20 protein-coding genes are annotated in these 20718 nt (G+C 41.2%); all 20 read left to right on the forward strand.

From position 1 onward, the window contains the following. Window positions 1-140: 140 nt before the first annotated feature. The gene (recG, locus tag LHW48_01320) at window positions 141-2240 is read left to right on the forward strand and encodes an ATP-dependent DNA helicase RecG (protein ID MCB5259103.1); all 2100 of its coding nucleotides are present in this window, start codon (window positions 141-143) and stop codon (window positions 2238-2240) included. Between the two features lie 79 nt (window positions 2241-2319). After that, window positions 2320-5616 (forward strand): S8 family serine peptidase, encoded by a 3297-nt coding sequence (locus tag LHW48_01325; GenBank protein MCB5259104.1) that lies wholly within the window; start codon window positions 2320-2322, stop codon window positions 5614-5616. Window positions 5617-5909: 293 nt separating this feature from the next. Continuing rightward, window positions 5910-7256: a ribosome biogenesis GTPase Der gene (der, locus tag LHW48_01330; GenBank protein ID MCB5259105.1), complete on the forward strand. Its 1347-nt coding sequence runs from the start codon at window positions 5910-5912 to the stop codon at window positions 7254-7256. After that, window positions 7243-7869, forward strand: a complete 627-nt coding sequence (gene plsY / locus LHW48_01335; protein ID MCB5259106.1) for a glycerol-3-phosphate 1-O-acyltransferase PlsY — start codon at window positions 7243-7245, stop codon at window positions 7867-7869. Before der ends, plsY begins: the two co-directional genes overlap by 14 nt. Further along, a complete protein-coding gene (purF, locus tag LHW48_01340) occupies window positions 7869-9245 on the forward strand; it encodes an amidophosphoribosyltransferase (protein ID MCB5259107.1) in 1377 nt (458 codons plus the stop codon). Before plsY ends, purF begins: the two co-directional genes overlap by 1 nt. A gap of 3 nt (window positions 9246-9248) precedes the next feature. Continuing rightward, the gene (rfaE1, locus tag LHW48_01345) at window positions 9249-10217 is read left to right on the forward strand and encodes a D-glycero-beta-D-manno-heptose-7-phosphate kinase (GenBank protein ID MCB5259108.1); all 969 of its coding nucleotides are present in this window, start codon (window positions 9249-9251) and stop codon (window positions 10215-10217) included. Next, window positions 10204-10695: a D-glycero-beta-D-manno-heptose 1-phosphate adenylyltransferase gene (gene rfaE2 / locus LHW48_01350; protein MCB5259109.1), complete on the forward strand. Its 492-nt coding sequence runs from the start codon at window positions 10204-10206 to the stop codon at window positions 10693-10695. The genes rfaE1 and rfaE2 overlap by 14 nt, the downstream gene beginning before the upstream one ends. Next, window positions 10685-11095 (forward strand): SoxR reducing system RseC family protein, encoded by a 411-nt coding sequence (locus tag LHW48_01355; GenBank protein ID MCB5259110.1) that lies wholly within the window; start codon window positions 10685-10687, stop codon window positions 11093-11095. The genes rfaE2 and LHW48_01355 overlap by 11 nt, the downstream gene beginning before the upstream one ends. Then, window positions 11092-11448 (forward strand): dihydroneopterin aldolase, encoded by a 357-nt coding sequence (gene folB / locus LHW48_01360; protein MCB5259111.1) that lies wholly within the window; start codon window positions 11092-11094, stop codon window positions 11446-11448. Before LHW48_01355 ends, folB begins: the two co-directional genes overlap by 4 nt. Continuing rightward, the gene (folK, locus tag LHW48_01365; protein MCB5259112.1) at window positions 11448-11915 is read left to right on the forward strand and encodes a 2-amino-4-hydroxy-6-hydroxymethyldihydropteridine diphosphokinase; all 468 of its coding nucleotides are present in this window, start codon (window positions 11448-11450) and stop codon (window positions 11913-11915) included. Before folB ends, folK begins: the two co-directional genes overlap by 1 nt. After that, a complete protein-coding gene (locus LHW48_01370) occupies window positions 11912-12940 on the forward strand; it encodes an NTP transferase domain-containing protein (GenBank protein MCB5259113.1) in 1029 nt (342 codons plus the stop codon). Before folK ends, LHW48_01370 begins: the two co-directional genes overlap by 4 nt. Continuing rightward, the gene (locus LHW48_01375; GenBank protein ID MCB5259114.1) at window positions 12933-13436 is read left to right on the forward strand and encodes an HIT domain-containing protein; all 504 of its coding nucleotides are present in this window, start codon (window positions 12933-12935) and stop codon (window positions 13434-13436) included. The genes LHW48_01370 and LHW48_01375 overlap by 8 nt, the downstream gene beginning before the upstream one ends. Then, entirely contained in the window at window positions 13429-13884 is a 456-nt protein-coding gene (locus LHW48_01380; protein MCB5259115.1) for a LytR C-terminal domain-containing protein, read from the forward strand. The genes LHW48_01375 and LHW48_01380 overlap by 8 nt, the downstream gene beginning before the upstream one ends. Before the next feature lie 12 nt (window positions 13885-13896). Beyond that, on the forward strand, window positions 13897-14250 hold the full coding sequence (gene rsfS, locus LHW48_01385) for a ribosome silencing factor (protein MCB5259116.1): 354 nt from the start codon (window positions 13897-13899) through the stop codon (window positions 14248-14250). Then, entirely contained in the window at window positions 14247-15899 is a 1653-nt protein-coding gene (gene argS, locus LHW48_01390; protein ID MCB5259117.1) for an arginine--tRNA ligase, read from the forward strand. Before rsfS ends, argS begins: the two co-directional genes overlap by 4 nt. A gap of 6 nt (window positions 15900-15905) precedes the next feature. Next, window positions 15906-16364 (forward strand): ribosomal protein S18-alanine N-acetyltransferase, encoded by a 459-nt coding sequence (rimI, locus tag LHW48_01395; protein ID MCB5259118.1) that lies wholly within the window; start codon window positions 15906-15908, stop codon window positions 16362-16364. After that, a complete protein-coding gene (nadB, locus tag LHW48_01400; GenBank protein ID MCB5259119.1) occupies window positions 16361-17962 on the forward strand; it encodes an L-aspartate oxidase in 1602 nt (533 codons plus the stop codon). The genes rimI and nadB overlap by 4 nt, the downstream gene beginning before the upstream one ends. A gap of 11 nt (window positions 17963-17973) precedes the next feature. Continuing rightward, window positions 17974-18600, forward strand: a complete 627-nt coding sequence (gene tmk / locus LHW48_01405) for a dTMP kinase (protein ID MCB5259120.1) — start codon at window positions 17974-17976, stop codon at window positions 18598-18600. Next, a complete protein-coding gene (locus LHW48_01410) occupies window positions 18597-20189 on the forward strand; it encodes a S41 family peptidase (GenBank protein MCB5259121.1) in 1593 nt (530 codons plus the stop codon). Before tmk ends, LHW48_01410 begins: the two co-directional genes overlap by 4 nt. Next, on the forward strand, window positions 20189-20718 hold a 530-nt coding region (locus LHW48_01415; GenBank protein MCB5259122.1), incomplete at its 3' end, for a response regulator. The genes LHW48_01410 and LHW48_01415, both read left to right, overlap by 1 nt.

The following is a 20718-nucleotide window of genomic DNA, read 5'->3' on the forward strand; positions in this document are numbered from 1 at the left end:
GTCAAGTTTAATCTGCAAAACTATGCCAAAACTGTTTCACTCCAGTAACAATCCCTTCTACAGCTTGGCAGATCTGTCTGTAAATAATGTACATTGTGCCAAGTTGTTGACAAAAAGAAAGCTGTAATTAGGTTTGCATTATGCAAAAAAGTAAAGAGCCAATTCATCCCTTAAACACTCCTATCAAGTACTTGAAGGGAGTGGGAGAGTATCGTGCCAGGCTTTTTGCCAGTTTGGGCATAGAAACTGTGGAAGACTTGATGGAACACTTTCCTCGCACTTACATTAGTCGCATTGTAAATCCTACTCTTGCCACAATGCAAGAAGGAGAAATGGTTTCTTTTACTGCCACCATATCTTTTGTTGATGCTCGCCCCACTACCAAGGGTAAAAAGATTCTCCACGTAGGCGTAAATGATGGTGATATTGGTTTGGTTTGTGTGTGGTTTCAATACCCTCAGAGTTATTTGAAGCTATTTAAACCAGGCATGAACATCTGGCTTTGCGGTATCCTGTCATCGTATAATTCTCAGTTGCAAATGAATCATCCCTCATTTGAGATCTTAGATAGCGACAAAGAAGAAGAGGATTTTTGGAAAACTCGTAGTATGCTTCCCCTATACAGTCTCAAAGAAGGTCTTAGTCAGGGTTTACTGCGTAAAACCATTCTAAACTGCTTTTCAAAATTTGCCCAGCACATTCCAGAAAGCTTACCGGAACACATATTACAAAAACACAAGTTTCCTCCCCGCAGAGCAGCACTTCAATTGATGCATTTTGGGCAACAGGAAGCGCTTATCAAGCAAACCCGTATTCGTTTTGCCTACGAAGAGTTTTTGTATTCTCAGATATTGTGGGCACGACACAAACTTCTTCATAAACAACAGGTTGAAGGCATTCAATTTACCAACAAAAAACAGCTTACCAGCACTTTGAAAACACAACTCAGGTTCGAGTTAACCGCAGCTCAGAAAAGAGTGATTCGAGAAATTTTTGACGATATGTGTTCGATAAAACAGATGTCTCGCATCATTCAAGGCGATGTTGGCAGCGGAAAAACCATTGTTAGCGTTTTTGCCATGTTATTGGCAGTAGAGAATAGCTGCCAAGCTGCATTGATGGTACCTACTGAAATACTAGCCGATCAGCATTATCAGAGCATCAGCTTTCTGCTTAAGGATTTGCCCCTCACTGTGCATTTGCTTAAAGGCGGAAATTATAAAGGCAAATCAGCCATTAAAAAAGCTATTGGCAGCGGGGAAGCTAATATTGTAATTGGAACCCACGCCCTAATTCAACAAGATATTCAGTTTCATGCGCTGGGCTTGGTAGTAGTAGATGAGCAACACCGTTTTGGTGTAGAGCAACGTGCCAAGCTTTCAAAAACAAAGGGGCGTCCCGATATTCTCTATCTTTCTGCCACTCCCATTCCACGTTCGTTAGCTATGACGGTTTATGGAGATCTTGAGGTAAGCAGAATTGATGAACTGCCCAAAGGTCGCAAACCTGTGCAAACCTATGTAAGGGGAGAACGGAAATTTGATACAGTACTAAACGATGTAAGGCAAGAGTTGCAGAAGGGTCGACAGGCATACTTTGTGTGTCCATTAGTTGAAGAAAGTGAAAAGCTAGCGCTTTTAGATGCCAAAAGGCTTTTTGATTTCTTACGCAACAAAGTTTATACAGAGTATTGTACAGAGCTTATCCATGGGCGTATGACTGCCTCCGATAAAGAGAGCATTATGCAGAGATTCAAAGCTGGAGAGATCAAGATTTTAGTTTCTACTACAGTTATTGAAGTGGGGGTGGATGTAGCCAATGCCTCAGTGATGGTGATCGAACATGCAGAACGCTTTGGTTTGGCTCAACTACACCAGTTAAGGGGCAGAGTCGGCAGAGGTAGCGACCAGTCTTTTTGTTATCTTTTGTGGCACCAACCGCTATCTCGTATTGCGCGGGAACGATTAAACACCATGTTGTCTTCCACCGATGGTTTTGAGATTGCCGAAAAAGATTTGGAATTGCGAGGACCGGGAGAGCTTTTTGGGATAGAGCAATCTGGGATGCCTCAGTTCAAACATGCTAACTTAATCCAGGATCAGGATATACTAAAAATCGCCAGAGAGGACGCTTTCGATATCATTGCCCAAGATTCTCAGCTTAGCCATACCGAAAACGAAAGATTGAGGAATATATATCTTGCTAAATACAAAGAAAAAGAAGAACTTATAAAGTACTAATATTCATACTTTTCCAAAAAAGGGCTTGACGATATCGACTGATATATATTATATGATAAAAATCTATATTGAGGTAATCATGAAAAAGCTGATATTACTATTAATGCTGATAATAATTACAACTGCTGCTTTTGCTGTGAGTTTCGATCCTTATTGGTTCAAATCTCGCACCATAATTGGCTGTTTTACTACCGATGCCATCCCCGAACTTGAGGGCAAGCTGGATTTCACCATCAAAGACGGATTTGTCCACACCGGAATATCAAGTATTGATGCCATAACCAAAGAGTTTAAGGTTGTGGACTTAATCCAAGCTCATCCCTATGTTAAGAAGCCTGAGTGGAATGATAAGGGTGTCTACTTACAAAAAATCTACAGATTCATATTAGACTCAGATGAACGCATAGATGAAGCAGTTAAAGCTTTAGAGAAGGACCCTTATTTGCATTTTGCCGAGTTGGAAGCCATCAATCGTCAAAAATTTGTACCCAACGACCCCATGCTGAGTCAACAATATACTCACTCTCTTTTACAAAGCTTTGATGCTTGGGATTATGTTACCGGTAGCCATGATGTTGTAGTGGCAATTACGGATAGCGGTGTTAAATGGAATCACCCCGATTTGATGGGCAATATATGGATAAATCCCGAAGAATCTCCCGGCATGAGTATAAACTGGCAATATGGCACCATCACCGGCGGAAATGGACAAGATGCCGGAGAAGGTGGCAATAAGATTGATGATCTGGTAGGTTGGGATTTCTTCGATTCGGATAATAACCCCATCCAAAACTGGTCAGCAAACGACCACGGTACTCATGTTGCCGGCTGTGCCGCCGCAGTAGGCAACAATGGCATTGGCGTTGTAGGAACTGCACCAAATGTATCTATCCTATCCTGCAAAGGCGCTCCTAGCAATGAGAATTCTGATGGTGTATCCTATGGTTACGACCAAATTAAGTATTCTGCCGAAGTCGGCGCTCACGTTATTAACGCCAGTTGGGGAGGTCCCGGAAGTGGAGCCTACCCAAATAGCATTGTAAATTATGTTACAGCTTTAGGCGCAGCGGTTATTTCTGCAGCCGGGAACGAAAACACTGAACACAGCAGCAACTATCAGGATTACCCGGCAGATTGTTTAAATGCTCTTAATGTGGCAGCCACAAATAATACTGATGTAAAAGCATCTTTCTCAGATTATGGCTCACCCATCGACATTAGCGCTCCCGGCGCCACAATCCTGTCCACTATCATTAGTGGCTCCGGTTATGCAAGTTATAACGGAACATCGATGGCAAGCCCAGTAGTGGCCGGTGTAGCTGCTTTGGTAAAAAGCTTGCATCCAGAATATAGCTCAGAAGATCTTCGTTTTCGCTTGATGGCAACCGCCGATCCTATTGATGATATAAACCCAAACTATGTGGGAAAACTGGGAACAGGCAGAGTTAATGCTTTTACTGCCACCATGTACGATAAAATTCCGAACATAGTAAATGAAGGCGTTACTGTTACAGAAGCCGAGGGTGATGGCGATAACATTGCCAATCCCGGCGAGACCATTTTTATAAACGTACAGCTCAGGAATGCCATGACCGGATTAGGGATTTTCTGGAAAGAAGCGCAAAACCTTACTGCACGGCTTAGAACTAACTATCCTGGTATTACTATCATAGATTCTGTATCTACCTTTGGTCCAAATGGTACTTTATCTGCCGAAACCAGTTCATGGAACAACACCCCCTTTAAGATTAGTGCCATTGCAGATCTTCCTTCCGAAACCATCCCCTTTGAAATATACATTACTTCCAACGATAATGATGAGTATCCTTACCACAAAACAATTCCTTTCACTATAGAGATACCTCTTTACCAGTCGGGCTGGCCAATATACGCAGGAGGATCTGCTTCAAGTTCTGCCATTTTTGTAGATCTCGATGCGGATAATCATAAGGAAATAATATTTGGCGATTTGGATGGCAACATTCATGTAGCTAACGCCAATGGCGAAGACAGCATTGCCGGCTTCCCGCTTAACTTAGGCTCTGCCACTTTGGGATCAATTGCTATGAGTAGCCAACAGAATGATGGTAGTTATCTTTTTGCCACTACCTTAAGTAACCACTACATAGCTGCATTTGATTCCAACGGGGAGATTTTGTTTAATCAAGCAGCCGGAAGTCCGATTCGTAGTGGCGCTCTTGTAGCAAAGCTGTTCTCAGACGAAGAAGAAAAAATTGTGTTCAATACGCAAAATGGAAGCTTGCATGTGTATAATTTTGACGGGACAAGCGTTCCCAACTTCCCGCTTACTTTAGCAGGATCGGGTTTGTATCTCGCTCAGCCATCGGTTGCCGACCTTAATGGTGATGGAAATATGGAGATTATCACCATTGCATTGAATGGTTATCTTAACGCCATTGACCCCTCCACCGGCACAAATATCAGTGGCTTTCCCATTTCCAATAGTTTGTATGCGAGCATGAATACTGTTACTGTTGCCAATGTGGATTCGGACTCATATCCGGAACTTCTTTTAACTACATCCAACTCCGGTTATCTGTATGGGTTAAATCATGATGGCAGCGTATTGTTCCAGAAAAACCTGGGTGGCGCAATTAGAACCAGTCCCGTTATAGCAGATGTAAACAATGATGGTTCCAAAGAAATTATTGTAATTAAGTATAATGGTGCTATTCATATTATGCATAGTGATGGCACCGATTTCCCGAATATGCCCATAAGCATTCAAGCATCCGTTGAATGCACACCCGTTGTTGCCCGCTACGATTATAATTCCGATATGGCAAGTATAATCTTTGGCGATTCAAACGGATACCTACACTCTATAAGAATGGATGGAACGGAATCGCCCAATTTCCCCATAAAATTAAACGGAAACCTCAAGGTTTCTCCTGCAATTTCGGATCTTGATCTGGATGGAGATATGGATATTGCAATACCGGATAATGCCAACTATTATGTTCTTGATATTAAACGCGATATCAACGACTTGGAATGGATCTGCTATCTTGCCAATTTTGGGCGCACAAATAACGTACATGATGCCACCTCAAATGCTGTAAACGTTACTGAATTAGTTGCAACCACGCTTTTCGGAGCATATCCAAATCCATTTAACCCTAGCACAACTCTGAGCTTCAATTTGCAGGAAAGCTCACCGGTTAGCCTTGAGATATACAATCAAAAGGGGCAGAAAGTACGCAGCCTAATAAGTGAAACCCTGCCTGCCGGTAAGCATCAAATTATATGGAACGGAACCGATGATAATGGCAATGGCATAGCCAGCGGCATATACCTGTATCGGATGAAATCCGGAAAATATAGCTCAACTCGCAAAATGATACTCATGAAATAGTATATCAGCCTATAAATATACATAGAGCCTCCTACAAAGAGGCTCTTTTTTTGTGTTTCACCCAAATCTATTTCTCAATGTCTGAAGTTATCTTTAGGTAAGCTTTAAGCTAAGATCATCCTGCATCAGCAGCATAATATCAGCTTAAACCTTTCTTAACTATAGCTTGGAGCAATGAGGTATAAGGCTATGACAAGAATGCAAATGCACTTGCTAAAACATCTTCACGCTAAGATTGACAAAATCGCTACATTCAAAATGGTGGAACCAAAAGTATTGAAAGGCAGCATATAATGAGAAAATACATTGTCTCAATATTGGGACGACCAAACGTGGGGAAATCCACATTATTCAATCGGCTTTGCCGCAAACGGACAGCCATTGTAGATTTTGAGTCTGGCATCACTCGGGATCGCAAGTATGAAGATGTGGAATGGAATGGCAAGGTATTCAAACTAATTGATACTGGTGGCATTGTTTACGATAGCAGTGATCCTATGGATAAAAACATCCTCAATCAAGCCCTACTGGCCATTGATGAAAGCGATGTAATAATCTTTATGGTAGATGCACAAACTGGTACCACAGATCTGGATCTTGCCATCGCAAAGATTCTCTTCCCTCATCGAGATAAAGTAATTCTGGTTGCCAATAAAGCAGATAGTGAGAAGCTGGAATGGGAAGTCTATGACTTTCTGCAGCTTGGTTTTGGCGATGCCTTCCCAATATCTGCCTCACATGGCCGAAATACTGGAGATTTTCTGGATGAATTAGTAGCCATGATTCCCAATACTATGGATGCCGGAATTGAAGAGAAAACAGAAAGTACCCGCATTGCCGTTGTCGGAAAACCAAATGTTGGAAAAAGCTCAATAGTAAATTTGCTTTTGGGAGAAGAAAAGCAGATTGTTACCGACGTACCGGGAACAACTCGAGATAGCATAGATACATTGTTTAGGTACCACGGTAAAGATTATACTCTTGTAGATACTGCCGGATTAAGACGTAAGAAGAAAGTAACTTACGGAGTAGAATACTTTAGCGTTATGCGCACCATAGAAGCCGTAGATCGCTGCGACATAGTTGTTTTAGTATTGGCTGCCAATGAACCGATTAGCACGCAAGATCTGAAAATAGCTTCTTATGCCCAACGTAAAATGAAAGAAATCCTAATTGTTTACAATAAATGGGATCTTGTAGAACGAGACAGCGGAACAACGGGTCAGTTCATTAAAAATCTGCATCACGAGATGCCTTTTATCCAATTTGCGCCGGTAATATTTATTTCAGCAAAAACTCATCAACGTATTCATAGACTAATGGAAACCGTAGTAAACATAGAAGAAGAAAGTAAAAAACGGGTGCCAACATCAGAATTGAACCGATTTATGGAAACTGTTGTCGCCCGCAGACCTCCAACTCACCCTACCGGACGTCATGTTAAGATCTTCTACATCACCCAAGCTTCGGTAAAACCGCCTATATTTGTGTTCTTTTGCAACTCACCCGCTTTGATAACCGAAAACTATCGCAAATTCTTACACAATCAATTGCGCGAAGTGTTCGCATTTTCCGGAGTTTCTATCAAACTGATCTTTAAGGGACGCAAAGAAGAGGATATTGAAGATGATCGCTCCTGAATATTGGATGCCCCTAATTGCCTACTTTTTAGGTAGCATTCCCATCGGATGGTTGGTTGCTAAGATATTCTACCATACAGATATACGTAAACAAGGCAGTGGAAACATCGGTGCTACAAATGTTCTAAGACAGTTCGGCACAAAAGTAGGCGTGTTTGTTCTTTTATTAGATATGTTAAAAGGAATAGCCGCAGTGCTTCTTGGGATATATTTTTTTGGTCTGGGACACCCATTAGTTTCTTTGTGCGGATTAATCTCAATATTAGGGCACATTTTCTCGGTGTGGCTAAAGTTCAAGGGCGGCAAAGGAGTTGCTACGGCAGCGGGTGTATTTGCAGCTCTTTCACCTTATAGTTTGATAATAGCTTTGGTGGTTTTTATAATAGTGGTAGCCCGTACTCGCTACGTATCTTTAGGATCACTCTTGGCTGCAGTGGTATTTGGGGTCTCAACGTATATAATCCAGCTTAACTCAATCCACCAAGATTGGGCATTGCTTGTCTTGGTTAGCATGGTAGTTATAATGATTGTAATTAGACATAAAGATAATATTCGCAGATTGTTAAAGGGTGAAGAAAATAAGATAAGATTTAGCCATAAGGACAAAACCTGATGTGTGGAATTATCGGCGTTTTTGGCGCCTCTAATACAGTAAAAATGGCAGCTTTGGGATTATTTGCCATCCAGCACCGGGGACAGGAAAGCTGTGGAATGGCGGTATCTGATGGAAGAGTAATCCGCTTGCGCAAAAAGATGGGCTTAGTAAAAACAGTGTTTGGGGAAGAAGATTTGTCCAAATTACCGGGTAAAATTGCCATTGGGCACGTAAGATATCCTACCAAAGGTTCTGCCACAGAATTTAATACTCAACCTCATTTGGTCGAAACTCTCGCCGGACCCACCTATGCTCTGGCATCAAATGGTGATTTGGTGAACTATCCGGCAATGCGCAGCTATCTGGAAAAGCAAAACGTGTACTTTAAAAGTGATAATGATGGTGAGTTGCTGGTGAAATACATAGCATGGCAGGTGATGCGAAAAGGCGAAGGTATAATTGAAGCAATTCGACATTTGATGCGAGATATCAAAGGAGCATATTCAACTGTATTATGTACCAGAGACGCTTTGTATATGTTTCGAGACCCCTTCAGCATGAGACCTATGGTGTGGGGGAAAACCGCAGATGGTGGTATAGTGGTAGCATCCGAAACCTGTGCTTTGGATACACTTTCGGTAACTGACCGTGAAGAAATACCTGCTGCCGGGATTGTGAAAGTTAGTGAAGAAGGAATAAGGATCATCGAAAACGATCCTGATCTTTATCGCACAATCCCACATCAGCAACATTGCATATTTGAGCATATTTATTTTTCCAGACCTGATAGTTTTCACTTTGGCGAAGATGTGTATCGGGTGCGAGAGAAAATAGGTGCTGCACTTGCTGCTACGGATAAAGGGCTGGATGCAGACTATGTGGTTCCAGTTCCGGATTCCTCAAATTTTATCGGCTTGGGATATAGTAATGCCAGTGGTATTCCACTCTCTTTGGGCTTGATTCGTAATCATTATGTGGGGCGCACATTCATCAAACCGGAACAAACAATTCGAGATGAAAGCGTTAGACAGAAATTTAACCTCTTACCAAATTTCTTTACCGGCAAAAAGATAGTATTGGTAGACGATAGCATTGTAAGAGGCACTACAATACGCAAAATAGTAGATCTCATCAAGAGTTCTGGCGTAGCTGAGATTCATCTGCGGATAGGAAGCCCCCCCGTAAAACACAGTTGTTTTTACGGAATAGATACTCCATCTGAACAAGAATTGGCGGCAAACCTCTTTAGCATGGAACAAATACGCAAAAATATAATGGTAGATAGCCTGAAATTTTTGGCAATAGACGACCTACTAACCTGTGTACAAAAACCTCAAAACTACTGCCTCGCATGCTTCAATGGCAAATATCCGTTAACCAAAACAGAGGAGTAATATATGAATTTGCAAGAGCTGAGCAACAAAATTAAGGGTATTAAAACAATAGTTTTAGGCGATATGATGCTAGACGGCTATAAGTGGGGTAAAGTTCAGCGGATATCTCCTGAGGCTCCGGTACCAGTGATTGAAATAAACAAAGAAGAATACCGTTTAGGAGGAGCGGCAAATGTGGCTTTAAATCTGGCATCGTTAGGAGCTGATGTTTTTGCTGTAGGAATTATGGGAACTGGCGTAAATTCTCGTATTATGAAAAAGCTTTTTAAGCAACATGGGTTGAATTCATCAGGCTTGATTGCCGAAAAAGGTAGAAAAACCACTATCAAAACCAGAATCGGTGCAGCCACTCAACAAATAGTGCGAATCGATATTGAAGACACAACCGAGCCAGATGAATTAAGCAAAACTCAGATTATGAACATCTTAAAAGAGCATATCTGCGACGCAAAACTAATGATAATTGAAGATTATAACAAGGGCTTACTATGTGCAGATATCATTCGTCAAAGCTTGGATTTGTGCAAAAAGTATCAGGTTCCGGTAGCAGTGGACCCCAAACAAAAGAACTTTTTCTTATATCGTAAGGTTGATATCTTTAAGCCCAATTTCATAGAACTACAAACGAATCTGGGACAGCGGTTTGAAACCGATGCAGATTTTACCAATGGAGCCATGCAAATTCTTAAAAAACTTGAGTGTAAACATCTTGTGGTAACTCGTGGCGCTAAGGGTATGTGCATTTTTAGTGCTGATAATACTACTCGTTATATACCCAGTTGTGCTCAAGAAGTATTCGATGTTTCTGGAGCTGGAGATACAGTAATCAGTGCGCTTGGCTTAGCATATGCAGCGGGGGAAGAAATACTCTCGGCAGCAGAATTTGCCAATATTGCAGCGGGAGTTGTATGCGGCAAGATGGGAACAGCAAGTGCCACTATAGAAGAGATCGTTGAATATGCCAAAGCTTGAAGAAAAAATCACCGATCAAAAAGCCCTGGTTAAGCTCTGCCAAAAGCAGCAAGCATTAGGCAAAAAGATAGTTTTCACTAATGGCTGCTTTGACATCTTGCACGCCGGGCATGTACGATATTTGGAAGAAGCCCGTAATTTGGGAGACATCTTGGTAGTAGGACTCAATAGCGATAGCTCGGTTTCTCGTCTAAAGGGAGCATCCCGCCCCATCAATACAGAACAAAACCGTGCTCTTGTGTTGGCTGCTTTGTGTGCAGTAGATTATGTATGTATATTTGAAGAAGATACACCTTTAACTTTAATCAAGGCTATTCTTCCAGATATATTAGTAAAAGGTGGAGATTGGCAACCACACCAGATTGTGGGAGCCGATATCGTATTGGCAAACAATGGAAAAGTGCATAGTCTGCAATTTACAGATGGGCTTTCCACTACATCTGTAATCCGAAAAATTGAGGGAAAACGTGAATTCTGAAGAAATTCAAGATGCTGGGGTCGTGACCGCTGTTGACGGTAATTATGTAACCGTAGAACTGCAACGGGGCGGAGGCTGTAAATCTTGCTCTATGCGAGGTTTTTGTTTTAGTAAAAGTAGCCCTGCAGTATTTAAAATACAAACTGAACTTGAGCTTAAAATAGGAGACCGAGTTGAGCTTATGGTTTCGGCAAAAGGACGTGTTTTGGCTTCACTTTTAATCTTTATTGTCCCTGTGTTTTTTTTGTTTATGGGATTTGGGCTTGCTTCATTATTCGTTGGCGAGCTGAGCAGCATCCTATTTGCTTTTGCGGCAATGGCGCTTAGTTTTTTTATCGTTCGTATGTGTGATAAAATATGGGGAGATAAATTGAAGATAGAAATTGCGAGGAAACTGTGAAAATCTGCCTTAACGAAATGGTTTTTTATGGATATCATGGTGTTCATGATGAAGAGCGCAAATTAGGACAACGCTTTGTGGTAAGCGCCACCTTATATACCAATCCAGATCTTGATGCTAATATACATCATTTGGATGACACAGTGGATTACACGAAGGTTTATGCCGATATAAAAGAAATAATGGAGAGCCAACAGTTCCAGATTTTAGAATTATGTGCCAATACGATAGCCGATAAGCTCCTAGCAGAATTTTCACTGATTCAAAGCTTAAGTATATGCATTCAAAAACCCTCAGTGCCAATTAGAGGAAGCCTTAAAAGCGTAGAAGTTGAGGTATTTAGGAAGCGTTAATGATATATCACTTACTTCTAGGTTCAAATTTAGACGAACCTCCCCGGCAAATCTCGGAGGCAAGCGCACATATTGCAAAAATTCCTAGCACACAAATTCTGAGAAAAAGCTCTTTAAAACAAAGCAAACCATATGGGAAACAAAATCAACCTGATTTTTTTAATCAAGTTTTGGAAACCGAAAGCAACCTCGAAGCAAACGAATTGTTACACTTCCTTTTGGAAATTGAACAAAGAATGGGACGCATCCGCAAAGAGAGATGGGGTCCCCGAAACATCGATATAGATATACTTCTGGCGGAAAACACTATAATTAGCAATGAAAATCTTACAATACCACATAAGGACTTGCATAATCGCGCTTTTGCCTTAGCATTGCTTTGTGAATTAGTGCCTAATGCCACTCATCCACAATTAAAAATTACTATGATCGAGCTATTGGACAGCTTGACCGGAGGAAATAAATGAAGCCATTAACAGCAATTGTTTTGGCGGCCGGTAAAGGTACCCGGATGAAATCTGAACGAGCCAAAGTAACTTTTCCCATTGCAGACAAAGCCATGGTGCAACGGGTAGTGGACACTGCCTTAAATTTGAATTGCGAAAAGATATGCGTGGTTGTGGGATGGAAAAAAGATACGGTAATTGCAGCCCTTGATGATAACGATAAGTTGGAATTTGTAGAACAAAAAGAGCAACTTGGTACCGGACATGCAGTAAAGATGGCAGCCTCAAATTTGGCACATTTTGAGGGTGATGTGTTGATTCTGTGCGGAGATGTGCCATTGTTGAGTACCGAAACAGTGAAAAAACTACACGCTAAACACACCGAAACTAAGGCTTCCGCAACCGTGCTAACTGCCGTTTTAGAAGATGCAGGCAAATATGGGCGTATGCTCCGCGATGATCAAGGTAAGATTTGCGGGATTGTAGAATACAAGGACGCTAGTCCTCAAGAGCTTGAAATTAAAGAGTTTAATACTGGTATATACTGTTACAATTCCACCAAACTATTCGAAGCTCTAGATAAGGTTACAAATCAGAATGAACAGCAAGAGTATTATCTTACAGATACACTAAATATACTGTATCGAGCCGGAGATTTGGTTGATAACGTATTCTTAGAAGATCTAATGGAAGTATCCGGAGTAAACTCTCAGGAACAGTTAGCCGAATTGGAGCAAGTGTATCTGGATAAAATTCGCAAAAAATGGCTTAACAGCGGCGTAATGATGCATAATCCAAGCACTATCCATATAGCAGATGATGTAAGACTTGCTTCGGATACCGAAATAAGTCAAGGTTGCGTACTAAAAGGCAAAACCACTATTGAGAGCGGAGCCATATTAGGACCAAACTGTTATATAGAAAACTCGATTATCTCCAATGATAGCATCTTATTAGGACACAATGTTATAATAGATAGTTTTATTAAAGAGCACGAGGTATTGGAATATGGATCCCGAGTGATTGAAGAAGAAGATTATGAATAAAAAATATCTGTATTCACCCTGGCGCATAGATTATATTCTTGGAGAAAAACCTGATGATTGTGTAATGTGCAGAGCAAAAGATGCTGATCACGACAGAGATAATTTGATCTTGTATCGAGGTAAACATTGCTATATAATGCTTAATAGATATCCATATAATAATGGGCACCTGATGATTGTTCCCTATATTCATAAAAGTAGCTTGTTTGAACTGGATACGAAAACCTGGCACGAAGCATGTGACTTGGTTCGTATTTGTGAGCTTGCTTTTAGAAATGCATACAATCCCGATGGCATAAATGTGGGCATCAATCTTGGCAGTGCCGCCGGAGCCGGAATAGCAGAACACTTGCATATTCACATGGTTCCGCGCTGGAATGGAGATAGCAATTTTATGAGTGTTGTTGCTGGTGAACGAGTAATACCGGAAGCTTTTGAAACAAGCTATGAAAGGTTGAGAGCCAATATCTTTAAGCAGATTAAGAACAATGAATGAGCAGTTGGATTTGACAACAAAGCCACCAAATAAAAAGTGGTACTCAAAAGCTTGGATACGGTATCTTATAGTATTACTGGCTGTTTTGGGGCTCGGATATCTATTGATTTCACGTTCGCTAAACAGCGATAATAAACTTACAAACTACGATGAAGACCAACTTCCGGCTATTAAAGTACTGGTGTTGAATGGGTGCGGATACGAGCAACTTGCCACAGAATTTTCTGCCCATTTGGCAAATAAGAATATCGATGTGATTAGCGTTGGAGATACTCCCAAACCCATATACGATAAAAGTATTATCGTGATGCGCAAGGAAGATAAAAATGACCTGGAAAGATTGATGCGAATGACGGGAATCCAGCGCTGGACAAGTGCCTTAAATGAATATCACAATGCAGATTTTGATATTATTGTAGGGCGTGACTATGAAGAATTCATGAAATAAATGGAGGCGATATTGCAAGACAATATCAAGCTTGAGGCCATTTTAGAGTGGCTGTCGGATAAAAAAGCAGAAAACGTACGCGTTTACGAAGTGCAAGGTAAAACAGACTATACCGATGTAATAGTAGTTTGCGAAGGAAATGCAGATCTTCACAACAAAGCTATTGCCAATCATCTGGTAGATATGGCTAAAGAAAACCATCTTAAAGTATTAAGCAAAGAAGGCGTAGATACAGCCCAGTGGATTCTTATAGATATTGGAGATATCGTAGTCCATATATTCCTCCCCCAAACTCGAGATTATTATAAGATCGATGAGCTTTTTGATAAAGTGAGAAATAGAAAACCCGAAGAGGATATTCAATGATCAAGGATATTATTCACGAGCATTTGCGTAAGTGCTTGGATAAGCTGGACATCTCGTTTGATAAAGATTTTACAGTAGAGATTCCTAACAACACCGATCACGGAGATTACTCCACAAACTGCGCTTTGGTTTTGGCAAAAGAGAATAAGAAATCTCCAAAAGCCTTAGCTGAGAAAATCATTAAAGAACTTAAGAAGAATAAGAGTTATAAAAAGATAGAACTTGCTGGTCCAGGTTTTATAAATTTCTATCTGGCTCCAAGCTTTTTTCATATGATATTTAAAGCAATACGAGAGCAGGGTTATGAATTTGCTTCTTCCAATTTTGGCAACAACGAGAAAATTCTGCTCGAGTTTGTTAGTGCTAATCCTACCGGACCCTTAAACATCGTAAGCGCTAGAGCCGCAGCGTTTGGAGATACTCTTTATCGAGTTATGAAGAAAGTTGGGTTTCAACCAGCACGGGAGTTTTATGTAAATGATGCCGGAAACCAAGTCGATATTTTGGCAGAATCTCTTGAACTAAGGTTGCGCGAATTACACGGTGAGAACATAGGTGAATTCCCTTATGAAGCATATCACGGCGATTATGTTATTCACTTAGCCCAAAAATTGAATGCTGCTGAGGGAGTACGCATATTTATGATGACCGAAAAAGACCGCATCGATCACTTGAAAGAATATGCATTAGACGAACTTTTAGAGATGCAGCGTCTTTCTTTGGAGCGATTTGACGTTAGTTTTGAAGGATGGGTATCTGAGAAAACATTACGTGCCGAAGGCGTAGTTGAAGAAGTTCTTTCTTACCTTACCGAAGCTGACTGCACTTTCGAAAAGGACGAAGCAATCTGGTTTGCTTCCACCAAGTATGGAGACGATAAAGACCGTGTTCTAATGAAATCAGATGGGTCTATCACTTACTTTGTGCCAGATCTAGCATATCATTTAACAAAAATTCAACGTGGTTTCGATAAACTTATCGACGTATTTGGTCCCGATCATCACGGCTATGTGCCCAGAATTAGAGCTGCTTTTCGAGCCTTAGGTTACGACGACGGCATCTTGGAAATTATTTTTTTGCAACAGGTCAATCTTTTTGAAAGCGGAGAGCGCGTTAAGATGAGTAAACGTGCGGGCAAAATTGTAACGATGGATGACCTTATTAATGTGGTGGGAAAAGATGCTGCACGTTATTTCTTCATTGCCAGAAAAGCTAATGCACACTTGAACTTCGACCTGGAACTAGCCATGCAGAAGAATAGCGAAAATCCCGTTTATTACTGTCAATATGCTCATGCTCGGATCTGTAGTATTATCAAAAAGGCAAAAAAGGATAAAGTGTGGCCTAAAAGCTTTAAGGAAGATCTTTCAGCGAAACTCAATAAGACTGAAGAACTGGCTATTATCCAAAAACTTAGTGACTTACCAGAGCTTCTAACCCTCATAGCCATCCATAGGGAACCGCATCGCTTGGCAACATATATCGAAGAGCTTGCAGCCATGGTTCATAAATACTACGCACGTTATCAAATTGTGAGTCCAAAAAGCAAAGAGCTTACTCAAGCAAGATTGATGCTTCTGGAAACTACCAAGCAAATAATGGCAATAGTATTCAACCTAATGGGAATCTCCGCTCCGGAAAAGATGTGATTAATAATGAAGCGCGCAATACGTGCGATGAATAAGTCCGATTTGAGCCTGGTAATCGAGATTGAGAGCCGGGCTTTCACGCATCCCTGGCCAGCTGAGGCTTTCGAAGACATCCTCTCTATGAGACCTTGGGTTTTGGAAGTAAATGAGCAGGTGTGTGGATATATATGCTATCATTCAGTATTGGATGAAGCAGTTATTATCAATTTTGCCATAGATTCTGATTACAGGAGAATGGGACACGGAGATTATCTGCTTGGGCAAAGTATTGCAATTCTTACTAAAGAAGGCATTAGCCATTTCTATCTGGATGTGCGCAAAGGCAATTCTGCGGCATTGAATCTTTACTCCAAGCATGGATTCATTCCCTTAGGTATTCGCAGACAATATTATTGCAATCCAGATGAAGACGCTATAGTAATGGGGCTGATATTGCCCTTAATGAATCAGGAAAGGGACATATGACTTACGAATATGATTTTTTGGTACTAGGTAGCGGTATTGCCGGTTTAGTCTTTGCTTTGCAAGCCGCTCAAAAAGGTAAAGTAGCATTAGTAAGCAAACGCGGACTATTCGATTGTAATACAGATTATGCCCAGGGGGGAATTGCTGCAGTTTTAGATGCCGCAGATTCCTTTGACGAACACATCGAAGACACATTTAATGCTGGGGCCGAACTAGGCAAGAAGCGCGTTATTCGCCAAATTATTGAGCAAGGTCCCAAATTGATACAATACCTCATAGATCTGGGAACAGATTTCACTCGCATAGATGATAGCTACGATCGTAGACTGGAAAACCTTTCTCTCACTATGGAAGGCGGGCATACTCATCGCAGAGTGGCTTATGCAGCAGATAGCACTGGGCATCAGATTATGCAAGCACTAATCGCTCAGTGTGAAAATAATACAGCAGTAGATATTTATGAAAATCGCATTGCTATAGATCTTATTACTCAGCATCATGTAACAAATGATGATGGATTTATTCCCGGAATTTCGTGCTGGGGGGCATATGTTTTAGATTCTAACACAAACAGGGTTGACATCTTCAAAGCTCGTAAAACGATGTTGGCAACCGGAGGTGCAGCTCAGATATTCAGTCACAATACGAATCCTGATGTTTCTACTGGAGATGGGATGGCAATGGCAAGATTAGCCGGTGGACGCTTGGCAAACATGGAATTCGTTCAATTCCATCCTACCGCTTTTTGGAGTGCCGAAGGCGATACTTTCTTGATAACAGAAGCATTACGCGGCGAAGGTGCTATTTTAAGACTAAGCGACGGTAGTCCCTTTATGGAACGCTATCATCCTAAGGGTAATTTAGCTCCCCGCGACATTGTATCAAGAGCTATTGATAGCGAACTAAAACGCCGAGGTGAAAAGTTTTGTTGGCTCGATGCCACCGGAATAGCTCCAGATAAACTTCTAAAACATTTTCCTTACATAGACAGTTGTCTAAAAGAACGAGGTATAGATTTTTGCCGTGAGCCCATACCCGTAGCTCCTGCTGCTCACTATTTTTGTGGTGGGGTTATTTCAACCATAGATGGAGTAACTGACATCCGTAATCTCTTTGCTGCCGGCGAAGTAACATGCACCGGATTACACGGGGCAAATCGTTTGGCTTCTAATTCTCTCTTAGAAGCTTTAGTTGTTGCATACAATGCAGCAAACCACTCCTCAATGGATGAAGCAGTGAATTTCCCCAAAATCCCAGATTGGCACTTAATGGACAACTTTAACGAAAACGAATGGGTGGTTATTAGCCACAACCGTGAGATTATCGGCACAATTATGCAAGGTTATGTGGGGATAAGGCGCTCTCGCAGATTATTGAAGTATGCTCTTTCACGAATGGAAAATATCTACAACGAAATCAATAACTTCTACCAACATAATGCGGTGCGTAGAGAAGTGGTGGAAACTCGTAACATGGCGGTAATAGCTATTGCCGTTATCCGCAGCGCATTATCCAGAAAAGAAAGCAGAGGTGCACACTTTTTGATTGACAAACCACAAAGGGATGATTTGCACTACCAACACGACACAATAATCTAAAAGGAGAGCTAATGCACGGATTATTCATAACATTCGAAGGTATCGAAGGCAGCGGAAAAAGTACTCAAGTAAAGCTTTTAACCACATATCTTAAAGCAAAGAAACTGCCCTATATCACAACCCGCGAACCCGGTGGAACTCCCATTGCTGAAACCATTCGTAAGATCCTGCTCGATCCTTTATGCGCAGAAATGTTGCCAGAAACCGAGCTTCTGCTTTACAACGCTTCTCGTGCCCAACATACGGGAGAACTCATCCTTCCTGCTCTTAAAACCGGCAAAATTGTCATTTCAGATAGATACTTCGACAGCACTTATGCCTATCAAGGTGCAGCCCGCAGTCTAAACTGCGATGTTATAGATGCTCTAACAGCATTCGCCACATTCAATACTACTCCAGATCTCACCGTATTATTGGATTTACCTGCTAATGAAGGTCTTGCCCGGATTGGAAATCGTGAATTGGATCGTTTAGAACAGGAAGACCTCCGGTTCCATCAAAAAGTGCGAGAACAGTTTTTATTTATTGCCAAAAAATCCCCTATAAGATATTTGGTAATTGATGCTCAGAAAAAACCGGAAGAGATTAACCGGGAAATAATCCAACGTATAGAAGTTCTGTTAGGAGACACAGCATGAAGTCAAAACAACGCAATGCTCTCATCACAATCGCCGGAGTATGGGTACTTACTGCAATACTCTTGCTAATTGCCACCAGCGCTTTCGCCCAAAACCGTCCCAATCAAGGAAATGTATATAGTCAATTACAAGTATTTGCTGAAGTATTGCAGAAACTTAAGCAGAATTATGTTACAGAGCTTTCCGATGAAGAGCTTATTGAAGAAGCTATTAAGGGCATGCTACGCTCAACAGATCCGCACACTACATATTTTACCCAAGATGAATTTCAAGATTTCACTACCAGTACTAAAGGTTCATTTGGCGGACTGGGTATCCAAATTGATAAAATTGGTGATTATATCACGGTTGTATCGCCCATTGAAGGCACTCCTGCATATCGCATGGGAATAACTGCCGGCGATAAAATTATTAAGGTTGATGGCATAAGCATTGTTGGCGTCACAACCGACGAATCGATTAAGAAAATGCGAGGAGATATCGGAACAACCGTTGTTATCACGATATCTCGCCCTGGAATTCCAGAACCCATAGATTTTACCATTATTCGCGAAAACATCAAGATTAAAAGCGTTCCCTACAGTTTTAAGCTAGATAATCAAGTAGGATACATTCGCATCAGTCAATTCAACGAGAACACTACATCAGAATTGCGTACAGCTCTTAACGACCTCGAAGAAGATGAGATCCGTGGGTTAATTATTGATTTACGCTTCAATCCCGGAGGATTACTAGATCAAGCGGTAGATACCGTAAACGAATTTATTGGTCACAACAAGCTGGTAGTTGAAACCAGAGGCAGAAACCGCTCCGATGCACTTCATACAAGATACCGTACTAAAGATCGTTCATATCCCATAGTAGTTTTGGTTAATGAGGCTTCTGCGTCTGCTTCCGAAATTTTTGCCGGGAGCTTGCAAGATTGGGATAAGGGCTTGGTGATGGGCAAAAATACCTTTGGCAAGGGCAGTGTACAACAGCTAATTCCGCTTAGTAATGGCAACGGAGTAAAAATCACTACTTCATATTACTACATTAAAAGCGGTCGCTGTATTCACAAAATGAGTAACGATAAGATTCTTACAGGAAAAGAAGTTAGCGAAAGCGAATTGAAACAAGAAGATGAAGAAAATCACAGCACTATCTACTATACCGAAAATGGGCGTCAAGTATATGGCGGCGGCGGCATAAGCCCAGATATTGAGGTGGATAGCGATATCCTCTCCCGCTTTGGCGTTGAACTGCGACGTAAGAACGTATTCTTTAATTTCGCCGTGGACTACCTGGTAGATCATAATCGTGAAATTTCTAAGAATCCGCAAATTAACAGCCAGATTTTCAATGAATTTTTAAACTACACCAAAGCTCAAGACATCTCTTACACTCCTGCAGATTTAGATAGCACACGTAGCTTTATTGAAAATAGCATCAAAAGCGAATTGGTGCGCAAGGTGCACGGAGATATTGATGCTTACAAGATTACCATCTCCCAAGATAAACAGTTACAAGAAGCTGTAGATTTATTCGATAAATTCAACAGCCTTAACGAAATGTTTGTATATGCTGAAGGCATAAACAAACGGAGGTAATGATGGTTCAATTTGAACAAATCAAAGATATGCTAATTTTTATAGCCGATGATGATGAAATTAACTTAAAGCTCATTAAAACGGTTCTAAACAAAGCTGGATTCCAAAACCTAAAGCTTTTTTTTGGTGGAAAATCCATGATGGAAGAGCTTACACATAACCGGCCGGACCTCCTGCTGCTAGATATCATGATGCCCGGATTTAGTGGTTTCGATGTGTTGGAATGGATCAAAGAAGATAAGCTCCTAACAGATATCCCCATCATAATGATAACTGCTGCCTCTTTGGATGATAATATGGAACCCCTAGCTCGCAGTTTCGAACTGGGAGCAATGGATTTTATCAGCAAACCGTTTTCTAACCTCGAACTAGTGCAAAGGGTAAAATCTGCCTTACGCATGGAAAAACAACGCCAAGCTCTGGAGAAAGCTGCCAGTCAAATACGTTCACTCGAAAAGCTCTTGCCAATCTGCTCCTATTGCAAAAAAATAAGAGCAGATAAGAACTATTGGCAAGAAGTTGAGGGCTA

The organism is Candidatus Cloacimonadota bacterium (assembly GCA_020532355.1).
Classification (GTDB): Bacteria; Cloacimonadota; Cloacimonadia; order Cloacimonadales; family Cloacimonadaceae; genus UBA5456.